13 protein-coding genes and 1 pseudogene are annotated in these 16,489 nt (G+C 74.2%); 11 read left to right on the top strand and 3 right to left on the bottom strand.

Annotated features, from left to right (window positions below; genetic code table 11):
• Window positions 1-120: 120 nt before the first annotated feature.
• Complete coding sequence (locus GCU56_RS04660) at window positions 121-1,074, bottom strand: trypsin-like peptidase domain-containing protein (RefSeq protein ID WP_163480343.1); 954 nt, start codon at window positions 1,072-1,074, stop codon at window positions 121-123.
• Between the two features lie 103 nt (window positions 1,075-1,177).
• Between GCU56_RS04660 and GCU56_RS04655 the strand changes: the two genes are divergently transcribed.
• From GCU56_RS04655 to GCU56_RS04640, 4 genes and pseudogenes are all read left to right on the top strand, one after another.
• Complete coding sequence (locus tag GCU56_RS04655) at window positions 1,178-3,151, top strand: alpha-amylase family protein (protein WP_345771632.1); 1,974 nt, start codon at window positions 1,178-1,180, stop codon at window positions 3,149-3,151.
• A 65-nt stretch (window positions 3,152-3,216) separates the two neighbouring features.
• Window positions 3,217-4,008: an SDR family NAD(P)-dependent oxidoreductase gene (locus GCU56_RS04650; RefSeq protein ID WP_163480341.1), complete on the top strand. Its 792-nt coding sequence runs from the start codon at window positions 3,217-3,219 to the stop codon at window positions 4,006-4,008.
• A gap of 4 nt (window positions 4,009-4,012) precedes the next feature.
• Window positions 4,013-5,296 (top strand): annotated as a pseudogene (locus GCU56_RS04645) (erythromycin esterase family protein).
• A 2-nt stretch (window positions 5,297-5,298) separates the two neighbouring features.
• Window positions 5,299-5,964, top strand: a complete 666-nt coding sequence (locus GCU56_RS04640; protein WP_163480340.1) for a phospholipase — start codon at window positions 5,299-5,301, stop codon at window positions 5,962-5,964.
• A 19-nt stretch (window positions 5,965-5,983) separates the two neighbouring features.
• Here the strand turns inward: GCU56_RS04640 and GCU56_RS04635 are convergent, their stop codons facing one another.
• Together GCU56_RS04635 and GCU56_RS04630 are read right to left on the bottom strand one after the other, a co-directional pair.
• Window positions 5,984-6,127: a hypothetical protein gene (locus tag GCU56_RS04635; protein ID WP_163480339.1), complete on the bottom strand. Its 144-nt coding sequence runs from the start codon at window positions 6,125-6,127 to the stop codon at window positions 5,984-5,986.
• A 261-nt stretch (window positions 6,128-6,388) separates the two neighbouring features.
• Window positions 6,389-7,813 carry an NAD(P)/FAD-dependent oxidoreductase gene (locus tag GCU56_RS04630; protein ID WP_163480338.1) on the bottom strand — a complete coding sequence of 475 codons (1,425 nt, stop codon included), beginning with the start codon at window positions 7,811-7,813 and terminating at the stop codon, window positions 6,389-6,391.
• A gap of 119 nt (window positions 7,814-7,932) precedes the next feature.
• Here GCU56_RS04630 and GCU56_RS04625 point away from each other — a divergent pair, with 119 nt between their 5' ends.
• The 7 genes from GCU56_RS04625 to xylA all read left to right on the top strand — a co-directional run bounded on the left by GCU56_RS04625 (window position 7,933) and on the right by xylA (window position 16,409).
• Window positions 7,933-8,586, top strand: coding sequence for an alpha/beta fold hydrolase (locus tag GCU56_RS04625; RefSeq protein ID WP_163480337.1), 654 nt, complete (start codon window positions 7,933-7,935; stop codon window positions 8,584-8,586).
• An 87-nt stretch (window positions 8,587-8,673) separates the two neighbouring features.
• Window positions 8,674-9,840 (top strand): ROK family protein, encoded by a 1,167-nt coding sequence (locus GCU56_RS04620; protein ID WP_163480336.1) that lies wholly within the window; start codon window positions 8,674-8,676, stop codon window positions 9,838-9,840.
• 240 nt (window positions 9,841-10,080) lie between these two features.
• Complete coding sequence (locus GCU56_RS04615) at window positions 10,081-11,637, top strand: sugar ABC transporter ATP-binding protein (RefSeq protein ID WP_345771631.1); 1,557 nt, start codon at window positions 10,081-10,083, stop codon at window positions 11,635-11,637.
• Window positions 11,634-12,824, top strand: coding sequence for an ABC transporter permease (locus GCU56_RS04610; protein WP_163480335.1), 1,191 nt, complete (start codon window positions 11,634-11,636; stop codon window positions 12,822-12,824). Before GCU56_RS04615 ends, GCU56_RS04610 begins: the two co-directional genes overlap by 4 nt.
• A 131-nt stretch (window positions 12,825-12,955) precedes the next feature.
• Window positions 12,956-14,014 carry a substrate-binding domain-containing protein gene (locus tag GCU56_RS04605; protein ID WP_163480334.1) on the top strand — a complete coding sequence of 353 codons (1,059 nt, stop codon included), beginning with the start codon at window positions 12,956-12,958 and terminating at the stop codon, window positions 14,012-14,014.
• A gap of 65 nt (window positions 14,015-14,079) precedes the next feature.
• Window positions 14,080-15,249, top strand: a complete 1,170-nt coding sequence (locus GCU56_RS04600; RefSeq protein ID WP_163480333.1) for a Gfo/Idh/MocA family protein — start codon at window positions 14,080-14,082, stop codon at window positions 15,247-15,249.
• On the top strand, window positions 15,246-16,409 hold the full coding sequence (gene xylA, locus GCU56_RS04595) for a xylose isomerase (RefSeq protein WP_163480332.1): 1,164 nt from the start codon (window positions 15,246-15,248) through the stop codon (window positions 16,407-16,409). The genes GCU56_RS04600 and xylA overlap by 4 nt, the downstream gene beginning before the upstream one ends.
• Window positions 16,410-16,489: the final 80 nt, after the last annotated feature.

Here is a 16,489-nt window from a genome sequence, read left to right as displayed (position 1 = left end):
CCCGTTCCATCCGGGGACAGCATCGGTCGCTCCGGTGACACTCCGCAGTCCGGCCGGAGGGTTCCCGCCCCAAGGGGTGAGCCGGTGCCCGTCCGGTCGGGGGACGAGGGTCCCCGCCGGTCACGCGCCGCTCAACTCGGTGGGCACCGTGATGACGTCCACCATGGCCCCGCGCCGGTGGACGGTGACCGGCAGCGGTACCCCGATGGCGTCCTCGAACAGCAGCCGCTGCAGGCTCTGCGCCTCCGCGACCGGCGCCCGCGCGGCCTCGAGCACGAGGTCGCCGGCCTTGAGGCCGGCCCGGTCGGCCGGGGAGCCCGCCACCACGTCGACGATCCGCAGCCCGCGCCGGCGGCCGGTCCGTTCGGCGAGCGCGGCCGGCAGCGGCGCCGGCGTGCTGACCAGGCCGAGGTAGGCGCGGCGCACCCGGCCGTCCCGGACCAGGGCCGCGACGATCCGGCGGGTCGTCTCGTCGACCGGCACGGCCAGCCCCAGCCCCCAGCCGGCCACCGCGGTGCTGACGCCGACGACCCGGCCGGCCGAGTCGGCCAGGGCTCCGCCGGAGTTGCCGGGGTTGAGCGCGGCGTCGGTCTGGATGACGTCCTCGACCACCCGGGCGGTACGGCCGTCGCGGGTCGGCAGGGAGCGCCCCAGGCCGCTGACCACGCCGGCGGTCACCGAGCCGGCCAGCCCGAGCGGGTTGCCGACGGCGACGACGAGCTGGCCCACCCGCAGGTGCGCGGCGTCGCCCAGCACCGCCGGGGGCGGGGTCGCGGACCGGGCGCGCACGACGGCCAGGTCGGACAGCGGATCGGCCCCGACGACCTCGACGTCGGACTCGCTGCCGTCGCTGAACACCGCCCGGCCGCGGCGGGCCGGGCCGACCACGTGGGCGTTGGTGAGCAGCAGCCCGTCCCCGGGGACGACGACGGCCGACCCGGCGCCGCCGCGACCACCGGGGCCGGTGATCTGCAGAGCGGCCACGTGCGGGGTGAGGTCGGCGGCGACCGCGGTGACGATGCGGGAGTAGGCGTCCAGCGCCGCGCCAGTGTCGGACTCGGGTGCCAGGCTCACGGCCCACCTCCTGATTACTCGATTACGCCCTCCAGTGAACGCCGGGCGAGCGGTCCGCGGCGGTGGTCATGCCGTGGGCGAACACCGCCGCGATACTGACCCGGTGACGGTTCCGGCGGCCGCCCGCAACGAGGCGGCGCGGCGGGCGTGGGCGGCCCTCCGGCCCCGGCTGGAGCCGGACGCGGTGGCCGCGTTGGGCGCCGCCGACGCCGACGCCTTCCTCAGCCGGGCCGACCTCGCGCTGTTCGACGTGCACGAGCCCCTCGCCGTCCTCTACGGGCCGGCCGCGGACGAGCTCTTCGAGCGGGCGCTGCGGATGGTGCTGACCGCCGCGGGCGAACGGCCGGCGGCGCTGCGCCGGATCGACCGCCGCCGGGAGATCGACCCCGGCTGGTTCCAGCGGGCGCGCGTGCAGGGCTACGTCTGCTACGTCGACCGGTTCTGCGGCACCCTTGACCGGCTGCCCGGCCACCTCGACCACCTCGCCGAGCTGGGCACCACCTACCTGCACCTCATGCCGCTGCTCCGTCCGCGTCCGGGCGAGAACGACGGCGGGTACGCGGTGGCCGACTACCGCGCGGTGGACCCCCGGCTGGGCACGATGGCCGACCTCGAGCAGGTGGCTACGGCGCTGCACGACCGGGGCATGAGCCTGTGCATCGACCTGGTCCTCAACCACACCGCCCGGGAGCACGCCTGGGCGCAGGGGTGGCTGGCCGGGGACCCCGCCTACGCGGGCTTCTACACCGCCTTCCCCGACCGGACGATGCCCGACGCGTACGACGCCACGATCCCCGAGGTGTTCCCGGACCGGGCGCCGGGCTCGTTCAGCTGGGTGCCCGAGGCCTGCGGCGGCGCCGGGGGCTGGGTCTGGACGACGTTCTGGCCGTACCAGTGGGACCTCGACTACGCCAACCCCGAGGTGACCCTGAGGATGCTGGGGGAGATCACCTGGCTGGCCAACCGCGGGGTCGACGTCTTCCGCATGGACGCCGTCCCGTTCATGTGGAAGCGGCTGGGCACCAGCTGCCAGAACCAGCCGGAGGGGCACTCCCTGCTCCAGTTGCTGCACGCGCTCGCCCGGCTGGCCGCACCCGGTGTGGTGTTCAAGGCCGAGGCGATCGTGTCGCCCGACGACCTGGTGCCCTACCTCGGAGGCCACGACCGGTACCGGCCCGAGTGCGACCTGGCCTACCACAACCAGCTCATGGTGCTGCTGTGGAGCAGCCTGGCCACCCAGGACACCCGGCTGGCCCGGCAGGCGCTCGGCCGGATGAAGCCGATCCCACCGACGGCCTCCTGGGTCACCTACGTCCGAGGGCACGACGACATCGGCTGGGCGGTCGCCGACGAGGACGCCGCCGCCGTGGGGCTGGACCCCTTCGCGCACCGGCGCTTCCTCAACGACTTCTACGCCGGCCGGTTCCCGGGCTCGTACGCGCGCGGTGCCCTGTTCCAGGAGAACGAGGCGACCGGCGACGCCCGCGTGTCGGGCTCCGCGGCGTCGCTGTGCGGCATCGAGGCAGCGCTCGAGGCCGGCGACGACGCCGCGCTGGACGCCGGCATCCGGCGGCTGGTCCTGCTGTACTCGGTGGCCTTCGCCTGGGGCGGCATCCCGCTGCTGTACATGGGCGACGAGCTCGCGATGCGCAACGACAGCGGCTACCTCGCCGACCCCGAGCGGGCGCCGGACAACCGCTGGCTGCACCGGCCCCCGATGGACTGGGCCGCCGGCGAGCGCCGCGGCGACCCCGCCACGCTCGAGGGCCGGGTGTTCGGGCAGCTGCAGCGGCTCGGCGCGGTCCGGCGCTCGCTGCTCGCGCTGCGCGCCGGCGTCGAGTCGGTGCTGCTGGACGCCGGGAGCGACGAGGTCCTGGTGTGGCGGCGCGAGCACCCGCGCAGCGGTGCCTTCGTCGGGGTGGCCAACTTCTCGCCGCACCCTCGCGGCCTCGACGCCGACACCGTGACCGGCTACGGGACCTTCGAGCAGGTGCACGGCAGCGACGGCCCGCTCCGCGTCCGGGACGGCCGGCTGGTGGTCCCGGGGCTGGGCTTCGCCTGGTACGCCGAGCCGTGACGCTCCCACTGCCGGCAGCCGCCGCTGTCGCGCGTGCTCGGCGGGCCGACGGGTAGAGGCAGGGCATGAGCGACTCGCGTCCCCTCGCCCTCGTCACCGGAGCCTCCAGCGGGATCGGCCTGGAACTGGCCCGCCAGTTCGCCGGCGCCGGCTTCGACCTCGTCGTCACCGCGGAGGACGCCGAGCTGGCCTCCGCCGCCGAGCGGCTGCGCAGCGGTGCGCAGACGGTCCAGACCGTGCAGGCCGACCTGCGCACCGCCGCCGGGGTCGCGGCCGTCCACGCCGCGGTCCAGGCCACCGGCCGGCCGCTCGCGGCCGCGGCGCTCAACGCCGGGATCGGGCACGGCGGCCCGTTCGTGGAGAACGACATCGAGGACGAGGTCGCGATCATCGAGCTGAACGTCACCTCGACGGTGCGGCTGGCCAAGCTGGTGCTCCGGGACATGGTGGCCCGCAACGAGGGCCGGCTGCTGATCACCTCGTCGATCGCCTCGACGATGCCCGGGGCGTTCCAGGCCGTCTACAACGCCTCGAAGTCCTTCCTCCAGTCCTTCGCGGAGGCGCTGGTCGAGGAGCTCGAGGACACCGGGGTCACCGTCACCTCGCTGATGCCCGGGCCGACCGACACGGAGTTCTTCGACCGGGCGGAGCTGCAGGACACCAAGATCGGTGCCGGCCCCAAGGACGACCCCGCCCAGGTGGCGGCGCAGGGCTTCGCGGCGCTGATGAAGGGCGAGGACAAGGTGGTCGCCGGATCGCTGAAGACCAAGGTGCAGGGGGCGGTCAACTCCGTCCTCCCTGACCGGCTGAAGTCGAAGGCGCACCGGCAGATGGCCGAGCCCGGCTCCGCCGAGTGACCCCGTGACCGGGCTCGCGGACCTCGCCCGACCGCTGCGCGACCCCGCCGACCTCGATCCGCTGCTGGACCGGATCGGCGGGTCGCGCGTCGTCGCGATCGGCGAGGCCAGCCACGGCACGCACGAGTACTACGCGTGGCGGGCGGCGCTGACCCGGCGGCTGGTCGAGGAGCACGGCTTCGGGTTCGTGGCCGTGGAGGGCGACTGGCCCGACTGCTACCGGGTCAACCGGAGCGTCAAGCTCCGCGCCGGTGCGGACTGCGACCCCCGGGAGGCCCTCGACGCGTACGCCCGCTGGCCCACCTGGATGTGGGCCAACGACGACGTCGTCGACTTCTGCCGCTGGCTGCGGGGGTGGAACGCCGCCCGGCCCGACGGCGACCGGGTCGGGTTCTACGGGCTGGACGTCTACAGCCTCTGAGACTCGATGCACGAGCTGGTCGCCTGGCTCCGGGAGCACGAGCCCGACTCCGTCGACAAGGCCGTCCAGGCGCTGCGCTGCTTCGAGCCCTTCGGGGAGGACGGCGCCGAGTACGCGTTCGCCACCCGCTTCGCGCCCACGACGTGCGAGCAGGCGGTCGTCGACCTGCTGCAGCACCTGTGCGCCGACCGCGGCCGCCGGGCACCCGCGGGTGATCCCGAGGCGCACTTCTCGGCGGAGATGAACGCCGGCGTCGTCGCGGATGCCGAGCGGTACTACCGGGCGATGGTGGGCGGGTCGGCGCAGTCGTGGAACGTCCGCGACGTGCACATGGCCGACACCCTCGACCGGCTGCTGGAGCACACCGGCGGCAGAGCCGTGGTGGGGGAGCACAACACCCACATCGGTGACGCGCGGGCCACCGACATGGCCGCGGGCGGGATGGTCAACGTCGGCCAGCTGCTGCGCGAGCGGCACGGCACGGACGACGTCGTCCTCGTGGGGCTGGGCGCCCACTCCGGCGGGGTGATCGCCGCGACGGCATGGGGCGAGCAGATGCAGGAGATGCCGGTGCCCGAGGCGCGGGCCGGCAGCCTGGAGGCGCTGCTGCACGCCGAGGTCGGGCACGACGCCCTGCTCGTCTGGCCGGCCGCCGGGCCGCGCCCGGCGGAGCTGGACCGGAGCCTCGACCACCGGGCGATCGGCGTGGTCTACCGGCCGGAGCGGGAACGCTGGGGCAACTACGTGCCGACCGTGCTGGGGGAGCGCTACGACGCCTTCCTCTGGTTCGAGTCCACCCGCCCGCTGCGGCCGCTGCACCTGGAGCGGTCCGACGCCCACGTGCCGCCGCTGGCGCACGCCGTCTGACGGTGGCCGCGCCGCAGGACCGCGCCGGCCGGCTGCACAGCCGGCCCAGCTGGCCGTCCGGGCCGCCGGTGGCGCCCGGCGTGCACGCCCTGGACGTGGGTGGGCGCGCGGAGGCGCTGCTCGCCGTGCCACCCGGTGGGCCGGGACCACGTCCGCTGCTCGTCTTCTGCCACGGCGCCGGCGGGACGGCGCAGCAGAGCCTGGCCGCCGTCGCGGAGCCGGCGGGAGCCCGGGGTGTCCTGGTCCTGGCGACGACGTCGGTGGGTCGGACCTGGGACCTCATCGCCGGCGGCCTCGGCCGGGACGTCGCCGTCCTCGACGAGGCGCTCGAGCGGGTGTTCGCGACCACATCGGTCGGCCGGGTGGCGCTGGGCGGCTTCTCCGACGGTGCGTCCTACGCACTGAGCCTGGGCCTGGCCAACGGGGACCTGGTGGACGCGGTGCTGGCCTTCTCGCCGGGCTTCGCCGTCCCGCCCCGGCGCGAGGGCCGGCCGCGGGTGTGGATCAGCCACGGCACCGGCGACCGCGTGCTCCCGGTGGAGAACTGCGGCCGGCGGCTGGCCCACGAGCTCGGGGGCGCCTACGACGTCACCTACGAGGAGTTCGACGGCGGCCACGTCGTCCTCCCCGACCTGGTGGACGCCGCCCTCGGCACCTGGCTGGGCTGACCGGACGCGAGGTCCCTCCTCAGGCGGCGCGGCGGGCACGGAGCCCGGCCCAGAGCAGGAGGACGCAGAGACCGATCAGCGCGGGCTGGAGCGCGAAGGCGGCAGCCAGCCCGTGCCGGTCCGCCAGGCTGCCGAGCAGGAAGGGGGAGGCGGCGGAGACCACGCCGAGGGTGCCAGGACGGCGAGGGCCGGCCTGCGCGTCCCCGACGACGTCGCCCTCACCGGCTGGGACGACAGCGACGCGGCCGCGCCCGCCGGTCTCACCACCCTGGCGCAGTCCCTGCGCGACCAGGCGCCGACTGTGCCCGTGCCGCGCTCGGACTCCCGACCGCGGCCGCGGCGCGGCACGGCTGGCAGGTCGTGGAGCGGACCAGCACCCGCCGACGGCCCTGATCGCCACGGCGCCCCGGCGCGTGCGTCCGGGCTAGGCCGACCGGCGCTCCGTCACGTCCTCGGCCGGCGCAGCCGGGTCCTTGGGGCCGCCGGTCTTGGAGACCGAGAAGCCGGGCCCGAGCTGCTCCAGCGCGAGCCGGCCGTACACCTGCTGCTGGGTCGCGACGCGCTGGGAGCGGCCGCGGCCGAGGAAGCTCACGGCCCAGTGCAGCACCGTGGTGATGCGGCTCTTGAAACCGACGATGTACATGAGGTGCACGACCAGCCAGATGACCCAGGCGAGGAAGCCCTCGAACTTGAACTTCGAGATGTCGGCGACCGCGGAGAACCGCGAGATCGTCGCCATGGAGCCCTTGTCGTAGTAGTGGAAGGGCTTCTGCGGCGGCTTGCCCTCCAGCCGGCGGGTGATCGCCTTGGCGGCGTACTTCCCGCCCTGGATGGCCACCTGCGCCACGCCGGGCAGCCGGTCGAGGCTCATCATGTCGCCGACCACGTGCACCTCGGGGTGGCCGGGCAGGGTCAGGTCGGGCTGGACGGAGACCCGCCCGGCCCGGTCGACCTCGGCGCCGGAGCGCTCGCCCAGCAGCCGCCCCAGCGAGGAGGCCTGGACGCCGGCCGCCCAGATCTTGGTGGCCGCGTTGATCCGCCGGACGTGGCCGTCGCCGTCCTTGACCTCGAGGCCGTTGGCGTCGACGTCGGTGACCATCGCGCCGAGCTGGACCTCGACGCCGATCCGGTTGAGCTGGCGGCGCGCGGCGTCGCCGAGCTTGTCGCCGAACGAGGGCAGCACCTTGGGTGCGGCGTCGAGCAGGATCACCCGGGCCGACGTGGGGTCGATGGACCGGAAGTCGCGGCGCAGCGTGCGGCGGGCCAGCTCGGCGATCTGCCCGGCCATCTCCACACCGGTCGGTCCGGCACCGACGACGACGAAGGTCAGCAGCCGGTCGATCTCGGCCTGGTCGGTGGCCAGTTCGGCCAGCTCGAAGGCGCCGAAGATGCGGCCGCGGAGCTCGAGGGCGTCGTCGATGCTCTTCATGCCGGGGGCGAACTCGGCGAACCGGTCGTTGCCGAAGTAGGACTGGCCCGCACCGGCCGCCACGATCAGCTCGTCGTAGTGGTGCACGGTCGTGCGGCCGAGGATGGACGAGGTGACCGTCCGGGCGGTCAGGTCGACGTCGGTGACCTCGCCGAGGACGACCCGCGCGTTGCGCTGCCCGCGGAGCACCTCGCGGGTCGCCGGGGCGATCTCGCCCTCGGACAGGATCCCGGTGGCCACCTGGTAGAGCAGCGGCTGGAAGAGGTGGTGGCTGGTCTTGCCGATGACCGTGACGTCCACCGGTGCCCGCTTGAGCGCCTTCGCGGCGAACAGACCGCCGAAGCCGGAGCCGACGATGACGACCCTGGGACGTCCGGACGAGGCGGCGCCGACGCGATCGGTCGCAGGTGATGTCGTCATGATGAATGAGTCTCCCACTCAGGCGTCTCCGGGCCGGTCCCGACCCCGGGCGATCCAGGCCACAGTCTGGCCTCCTCCCCGCCGGGCGTCACCTCCGGGCGGGCGTGGAGCCTGTCCGGGTGCGCAGTCCCGCCCGGGTGGTCCTGGTCCCCGGCCTCGGCCTGGACGACCGGTCGTCGGCGCGGGTTCGCGCCCTGGTCGACGCCGACGTCGTCCTGCTGCCCGGCATGGGGCGCCGCGGACCGGTGCCGTCCGTCGCCGCGCTCGCCGACCTGCTGGCGGCCCGGCTCGGCAGCGGGCCGGTGCTGCTCGTCGGGCACTCGCAGAGCTGCCAGGTGGTCGCCGCGGTGGCCGACGACCCCCGGGTGGTCGCGCTCGTGCTGCTGGGGCCGACCACCGACCCGCGGCTGCGCTCCTGGCCGGTGCTGGCCGGACGCTGGCTGCGGACGGCGGCCCGCGAGCCGTGGGCGCAGGTGCCCCTGGTCCTCGCCCAGTGGCTGCACACCGGGCCGCGGGCGATGCGGCAGCTGTGGCGCCGCGCGGCCCCCGACGACATCACCGTCCGGCTGCGCGGGGGAGCGCTCCCGGTCACCGTGGTCCGCGGCACCCGCGACCGGCTCTGTCCCCGGGACTGGGCGCTGACCGTGGCCGCCGCCGCGCCACGGGGCCGGCTGGTCGAGCTGCCCGGTGCCGCGCACATGACGGTGCACACCCACCCCGGAGACGTCGCCGCGATTCTCATCGGCGTCGCCGGGACGGATGGTCGCGGCTGACCGTGATGCCGCGCGCACGGGTGGTCCGCGGTGGACGGCGGCGCCGACGCGCTCGGGAGAGGACCCGGCGCGTGCCACTATGACCGCGTGCCGCACATCTCCGCCTCGGCCGGCGCGCTGCTGCGTCACGTGCGCACCGGTCGCGCGCGCAGCCGGGCGGACCTCGTCGCGCTCACCGGCGCCTCGCGGAACACGGTCAGCGCCCGGGTGGACCAGCTCATCGCGGCCAACCTCCTCGCCGAGGGCGGGCGGGGGTGGAGCACCGGCGGGCGGCCGCCCACGCTCCTGCAGTTCAACAGCCGGGCCGGGTGCGTGCTCGCCGTCGACCTCGGGGTGACCAGCGTCGACGTCGCGGTCACCGACCTGTCGGCACAGGTCCTGGCGACCGTCGGGCACCCCATCGACATCGCCGACGGGCCCGGGCCGGTGCTGGCCGAGGTCGACCGGCTGGCTCAGGGGGTGCTCGCCGAGGCCGGACTCACCTCGGCCGACGTGTGTGCCGTGGGCATCGGCGTGCCGGGACCGGTGGAGTTCTCGACCGGCCGGCCCTCGCACCCACCGATCATGCCGGGCTGGCACGACCACCCCATCCCGAGCGCCTTCGGCCGCTACGAGTGCCCCGTCTTCGTCGACAACGACGTGAACGTCATGGCGCTCGGAGAGATGGGCGTGGCCGGTTCGGTGCAGGACGTGCTGGTCGTCAAGGTGGGCACGGGCATCGGGTGCGGCGTCATCGTCGACGGGCGGGTGTACCGCGGGGCGCAGGGCAGCGCCGGCGACATCGGGCACATCTACGTCGCGCGTCCCGACGGGCGCACGGTGATCTGCCGGTGCGGCAACGAGAACTGCCTCGAGGCCATCGCGGGAGGCGGGGCGCTGCTGCGCGACGCCGTCGCGGCGGGGCTGCCGGTGACCAGCACCCGCGAGGTCGTGGAGCGCGCCGCCCAGGGCGACGGCATCGCCCTGGAGCTGGTGCGCGACGCCGGCCGGACGATCGGCACGGTGCTCGCGGCGCTGGTCAACTTCTTCAACCCGCACCGCATCGTCATGACCGGCGGTGTCGCGCAGGCCGGCGTGCCCCTGCTGGCGGGGATCCGCGAGGCGGTCTACCGCCGCGCCATGCCGCTCGCCGCCCGGGCCCTGGAGATCACGGTCAGCGACGCCCCCGACCTCTCCGGCCGGGTGGGGGCGGCCCTCATGGCCATCGAGGGCTTCCTCGACGAGGACTCGGTCCACGAGGCCCTCGCCCGCTGACCCCGGGCCGTCCGTCCCCCACGGGTGAGCGGTCCGCCTTCGAGCGAGCACGGTCAGGTTGCGGTTCGGTAAACGACGCCTGCGACCTTGACCACACCGTGGCCCGCACATAAGTTCACGCCTCAGCAGACTAATGGTCAACGGTGAGCAAAAGTCCGGAGGTGGTGTCGTGCGCAGCAGTCGGTCCGGCGCCCCGAGCGTCACCGTCGCCGCCGCACCCCCCGCCGCCGGAGGCCCGTCGTGACCACGCCCTTGCTGGAGATGCACGACATCGTCAAGACGTTCCCGGGGGTCCGGGCGCTCGACGGTGTCGACCTCGACGTCCGCCCGGGCGAGGTGCACTGCCTGCTCGGCCAGAACGGCGCCGGCAAGTCGACGCTCATCAAGATCCTGGCCGGTGCCCACCAGCCCGACGGTGGCCGGATCTCCTGGCAGGGGTCCCCGGTCACGCTGAGCAACCCGCAGGCGGCGATGTCGCTGGGGATCGCCACGATCTACCAGGAGCTCGACCTGGTGTCGGGCCTGACCGTCGCGGACAACATCTTCCTGGGGCGGGAGTTCTCCCGGTTCGGCCTCACCCGGCCGGCCGAGGGCAACCGGGCGGCCACCGCGCTGCTCACCCGCCTCGGCCACCCCGAGATCCGGCCCGGGGCGGAGGTCGGCTCGCTGTCGGCGGCCTCGCAGCAGATGGTCAGCATCGCCCGGGCGCTGTCCCAGGACGCGAAGCTGATCATCATGGACGAGCCGTCCGCCGTCCTGGACAACGAGGAGGTCGGGCGGCTGTTCGCCGTCATCCGGGACCTCACCGCCCACGACGTCGCGGTCGTCTACATCTCCCACCGGCTCGAGGAGATCCGGGAGATCGGCGACCGGATCACCGTGCTCAAGGACGGCCGCACGGTGGCGACCGGGCTGCCCGCCCGCGAGACGCCGACCCGCGAGGTCATCACGCTCATGACCGGCCGCACCATCGAGTACGTCTTCCCCGAGCGGCGCACGCAGCCGCACCTCGACGAGGCGCCGCTGCTCGAGGTGCAGGGACTCGCCCTGCGCGGCAGCTTCGCCGGGGTCTCCTTCTCGGTCCGGCCGGGCGAGATCGTCGGCCTGGCCGGACTCGTCGGCTCCGGGCGCTCGGAGATCCTCGAGACGGTCTTCGGCGCCCGGCACGCCACCAGCGGCACCGTCCGCGTCGCCGGCCGCCGGCTGCGGGCAGGGGACGTCGGCGGCGCGGTGGCGGCCGGCGTCGGCCTGGCGCCCGAGGAGCGCAAGAGCCAGGCGCTGCTCCTGGGTGACTCCGTCTACCGCAACATCAGCATCTCCAGCCTGGCCCGCTTCACCCGCGGTGGTTTCCTGTCCGGCGCGGCCGAGAAGGCCGCCGCGCGGGAACAGGTGGAGTCGCTGGACGTGCGGCCGGCCGACGTCGACCGCGAGGTCCGCACCCTGTCGGGCGGCAACCAGCAGAAGGTCGTCCTGGCCCGCTGGCTGCTGCGCGACTGCAAGGTGCTGCTGCTCGACGAACCCACCCGCGGTGTCGACGTGGGTGCGCGGTCGGAGATCTACGCGCTGGTCCGGGCGCTGGCCGACCGCGGGGTGGCCGTCGTCGTCGTCTCCAGCGAGATCCCGGAGGTGCTGGGCCTGGCCGACCGGGTCCTCGTCATCGCCGACGGCACCGTCGTCACCGAGCAGCCGGCCGGCGCGCTCGACGAGCACCGCGTGCTCGACCTGGTCATGGAGGGGACGGCGCACCCCGGCGTCGCCGTCCCGCGAGGAAACCGGCACGAAGGGGACGTGGCATGAGCGGCAGCACCACCGCGACGACCGGGGGAGTGGACAGCGCGTCCCCCACCGGCACCGGCGCCGCATCGGACGGGCGCGGCAAGGGACCCGGCTTCATGGCCGGGCCGGTCGGCCGCAACCTCGGCCTGGTGGTCGCGCTGGCGATCCTCTGCATCGTCGGGGTGGTCACCGCGGGCGACCGGTTCGCCGACGTCGACAACGTGCTCACCATCCTGCGGCTGGCCGCGGTCATCGGCGTGGTCAGCGTGGGCATGACCTTCGTGATCATCGGTGGGGGCATCGACCTGTCGGTCGGGGCGCTCGCGGCGCTGGCGTCGGTGTGGGCGACGACGCTGGCCACCCAGCAGATCGCCGAGGACGTCCACTGGATCGTGATGGTGTTCACGGCGCTCGTCGTCGGCGGCGTCGCGGGGCTGGTCAACGGCCTGGTCATCGCGTACGGGAAGCTGGCGGCCTTCATCGCCACGCTGGCGATGCTCGCCGCGGCCCGCGGCCTGGCGGAGATCATCGCCAACCGGCGCACCCAGATCGTCCAGGACCGCGACTTCCTCGCCTTCTTCTCCGGTGACGTCCTGGGCGTCCCGACCCTGGTGATCATCTTCGCCCTGGTCGCCATCGCCGGGTGGGTGCTGCTCAACCGCACCACCTTCGGCCGGCGCACCTTCGCGGTCGGCGGCAACGCCGAGGCCGCCCGCCTGGCCGGCATCCGGGTGCAGCGGCACACGGTGAAGCTCTACGTGCTGTCGGGCATCACCTGCGGCATCGCGGCGGTCATGATCATGGCCCGGACGACGACCGGCAGCTCCACCCACGGCACGCTCTGGGAGCTCGACGCGATCGCCGCGGTCGTCATCGGCGGCACGCTGCTGATCGGTGGCCGGGGCACGATCGTCGGCACGGTGCTCGGCGTCCTGATCTTCACCACGCTGGGCAACGTCTTCACCCTGAACAACCTGTCCAGCTCCGCCCAGGCGGTGGCCCGCGGCGTGATCATCGTCGCCGCCGTGATGCTGCAGCAGCGGCTGGTCACCGGCGGGTTCAGCTTCCGCCGGCCCGGTGCGGGGACCTCGTCCGGCGGTCCAGCCGCGACCGGCTCACCCGCGGGAGCGGTGACCGGCGGCACCGGCGCGGACGGCGGACCCGGCGGCGCCCGCCCCGGCGAGGGCACGGACCGCCCCCCGACGTGACCGGGGCGGCGCGCCGCCCCTCCCTCCCCGCACCACCCCACGGGCCGACGGCCCGCTGGGCGCACGGCACTCCCGCACCCCCCACACGACCTGGCGCCCCCTGCCAGGGAAGCGATACCCGAGGAGAGAACATGTCTGCAGCGAGGCAGCGTCCGTTCCGCCGCCTGTCCTACAGCGCGGTGGCCCTGATCGGTGCCGGTGCGCTGGTGACCGGCTGCACCAGCAACACCCCGGAGAGCTCCGGCGAGGGAGGCGGCGGTGACACCAACGCCGCGAGCTCCAACGACGAGGCCGGCGACACGGTGACCATCGGCTTCTCGGCGCCGGCCGCCGACCACGGCTGGATGGCCGGCATCACCGAGGCCGCCCGCGCGGCGGCCGAGGAGTACGAGGACGTCGAGCTCACCGTGGCCGAGGGCACCAACGACGTCGGCACCCAGATCAGCCAGGTCGAGACGTTCATCAACCAGGGCGTCGACGCGATCGTGCTGCTGCCCTTCGACGGCGCGGCGCTGACCCCGGTCGCGCTGCAGGCGATGGAGGCCGGCATCCCGGTCATCAACGTCGACCGCGAGTTCAACAGCCCGTTCGCCGCCCGCGCCACCATCCTGGGCGACAACTACGGCATGGGCGTCTCCGCCGGCACCTACGTCTGCGAGCAGGTGGGGGACAACCCCAACGCGGTCGTCGCCGAGATCGCCGGCATCGACTCGCTGCCGCTGACCCAGGACCGCAGCCAGGGCTTCGCCGACGCGCTCGACGAGTGCGGGCTGACCGTCGCCAACCGCGTCGCGGCGGACTTCACCGTCGAGGGTGGCGAGGAGGCCGCGGCCAACCTGCTCCAGGCCGCACCCCAGATCGACGCGCTCTGGAACCACGACGACGACCAGGGCGTCGGCGTCCTGGCCGCCATCGAGAACGCCGGCCGCGACGAGTTCGTCATGGTCGGCGGCGCCGGCTCGGCCAACGCCATGCGGGCGATCGAGGCGGGCGACTCCGTCCTCCAGGCGACCGTCATCTACCCGCACACCCAGGCCGCGGACGGCATCCGCCTCGCCCGGCTGGTCGCGCAGGACAAGTCCCTCTCGGACCTGGTCTCCGCTGAGGTCCCCCGGCAGATCGTGCTGAACGCCCCCGTCGTCACGGCCGACAACGTCGACCAGTTCATCGACCGCGCGTTCGAGTCCTGATCCGCCGGAGCCGCGGGGGAGCGGTTCCCGCTCCCCCGCGGCTCCACCTCTCCGAGAGAGCCTCCATGACACCTCCCCTCGGCGTCGGCCTCATCGGCTACGCCTTCATGGGCGCCGCGCACTCGCAGGCCTGGCGCACCGCCCCCCACTTCTTCGACCTGCCCCTGCACCCGCAGCTCACCGTGCTCGCCGGCCGGGACGCCGCCCGCGTCACCGCCGCGGCCGGCCGGCTGGGCTGGCACTCCACCGAGACCGACTGGCGCCGGGTGGTCGAGCGCGACGACGTCGCCCTCGTCGACGTCTGCACCCCCGGCGACACCCACGCGGAGATCGCGATCGCCGCGCTCGAGGCCGGCAAGCACGTGCTCTGCGAGAAGCCGCTGGCCAACACCGTCGCCGAGGCCGAGGCGATGGCCGAGGCCGCCGCGAAGGCCGCGGCCCGCGGCGTGCGGTCGATGGTCGGCTTCACCTACCGCCGGGTGCCGGCGATCGGCCTGGCCCGGAAGCTGGTCGCCGAGGGCCGGCTCGGCGACATCCGGCACGTGCGGGCGCAGTACCTGCAGGACTGGATCGCCGACCCGGCCGCGCCGATGTCGTGGCGGCTGGAGAAGGACAAGGCCGGTTCCGGCGCACTCGGGGACATCGGCGCGCACATCGTCGACCTCACCCAGCACGTCACCGGCCAGACCCTGACCGGTGTCAGCGCGATGCTCGAGACGTTCGTGACCAAGCGGCCGCTGCCCGCCGAGACCGGGAAGCTCTCCGGCGTCGGCGGCACGGAGATGGGCGAGGTCACCGTCGACGACGCCGCGCTGTTCCTCGGCCGGTTCACCGGCGGGGCGCTGGCCACCTTCGAGGCCACCCGCTTCGCGCTGGGCCGCAAGAACGCCATCCGGATCGAGGTGAACGGCTCGGCCGGCAGCCTCGCGTTCGACTTCGAGGACATGAACGTCCTGGAGTTCTTCGACGGCAGCGAACCGGCCGAGACCGCCGGCTTCCGCCGGATCATCGTCACCGAGCCCGAGCACCCCTACGTCGAGGCCTGGTGGCCGGCCGGCCACGGGCTGGGCTATGAACACGGCTTCACCCACCAGGTCGTCGACCTGGTGACCGCCATCGCCTCCGGCACGGACCCGACGCCGTCGTTCGCCGACGGACTCCAGGTCCAGCGGGTGCTCGACGCCGTCGAGCGCAGCGCCGCCGGGGGCTCGGCCTGGACGGAGATCCCCTCATGACCGATCCGTACACCCCCACGCCGGACGACAAGTTCAGCTTCGGTCTCTGGACCGTCGGCTGGCAGGGCGTCGACGTCTTCGGCGGCGCCGTTCGGCCGCGGCTGGACCCGGTCGAGGCGGTGCACCGGCTCGCCGAGCTCGGCGCGGCCGCCATCACCTTCCACGACGACGACCTGGTGCCCGACGACACGACCCGCGACAAGGAGCTGGACCGGTTCCGGACGGCCCTGTCCGAGACCGGGCTCGCCGTGGAGATGGCCACGACCAACCTGTTCAGCCACGCCGTCTTCAAGGACGGCGGGCTGACCGCCAACGACCGCGACGTCCGCCGGTACGCGCTGGCCAAGGTGCTGCGCAACATCGACCTGGCCGCCGAGCTCGGCGCGAACACGTACGTGCTGTGGGGCGGCCGGGAGGGGGCGGAGTCCGGCGGCACCAAGGACGTCGCCGCGGCGCTGGACCGGTACAAGGAGGCGATGGACGCCCTCTGCGGATACGTCCGCGAGCAGGGCTACGACATCCGCTTCGCCCTGGAGCCCAAGCCCAACGAGCCGCGCGGCGACATCCTGCTGCCGACCATCGGGCACGCACTGGCCTTCATCGACTCCCTCGAGGAGCCCGGCCGGGTCGGCCTCAACCCCGAGGTCGGGCACGAGGAGATGGCCGGGCTCAACTACGCCCAGGGCATCGCGCAGGCGCTCTGGCACGGCAAGCTCTTCCACATCGACCTCAACGGGCAGCACGGTCCGCGCTTCGACCAGGACCTGCGCTTCGGCGCGGGCAACCTGCGGGGGGCGTTCTGGACCGTCGACGTCCTGCAGGGTCCCGGTGAGGGCCGCGCCTACGACGGGTACGTGCACTTCGACTACAAGCCGCCGCGCACCGAGGACATCGACGGCGTCTGGGAGACCGCCCGGGCGTGCATGCGCAACTACCTGATCCTGCGGGAGAAGGTGCGCGCGTTCCGCGCCGACCCCGAGGTGGGCGAGGCCCTGGCGGCCGCCCGGGTGGGCGAGCTCGCGGTCCCCACCCTGGCGCCGGGGGAGTCCCTGGCGGACCTGCGCGCCGAGTCGCACGACCCCGACGCCATGGCGCAGCGGGGCATGGCCTTCGAGCGGCTCGACCAGCTCGCCATGGAGCACCTGCTCGGCGTCCGCTGAGCCCGCCCGCCCCCTCTTCCCCGGACTCTCGGCGCCGGGAGTCCCCGCTCCCTTCCGGACCCTCGGCGCCGAGGGTCCGC

The sequence above is a fragment of the Geodermatophilus sabuli genome, assembly GCF_010686765.1.
Taxonomy (GTDB): Bacteria; Actinomycetota; Actinomycetes; order Mycobacteriales; family Geodermatophilaceae; genus Geodermatophilus; species Geodermatophilus sabuli_A.
This window is presented reverse-complemented; position numbering and strand designations above follow the sequence as displayed.

What these genes read in the sequence shown, in the direction of transcription:
- GCU56_RS04610 (WP_163480335.1), top strand. Translation starts at nt 11,634, where the DNA reads ATGAGCGGCAGCACCACCGCGACGACCGGGGGAGTGGACAGCGCGTCC.
- GCU56_RS04650 (WP_163480341.1), top strand. Translation starts at nt 3,217, where the DNA reads ATGAGCGACTCGCGTCCCCTCGCCCTCGTCACCGGAGCCTCCAGCGGG.
- GCU56_RS04600 (WP_163480333.1), top strand. Translation starts at nt 14,080, where the DNA reads ATGACACCTCCCCTCGGCGTCGGCCTCATCGGCTACGCCTTCATGGGC.
- GCU56_RS04630 (WP_163480338.1), bottom strand. Translation starts at nt 7,813, where the DNA reads ATGACGACATCACCTGCGACCGATCGCGTCGGCGCCGCCTCGTCCGGA.
- xylA (WP_163480332.1), top strand. Translation starts at nt 15,246, where the DNA reads ATGACCGATCCGTACACCCCCACGCCGGACGACAAGTTCAGCTTCGGT.
- GCU56_RS04605 (WP_163480334.1), top strand. Translation starts at nt 12,956, where the DNA reads ATGTCTGCAGCGAGGCAGCGTCCGTTCCGCCGCCTGTCCTACAGCGCG.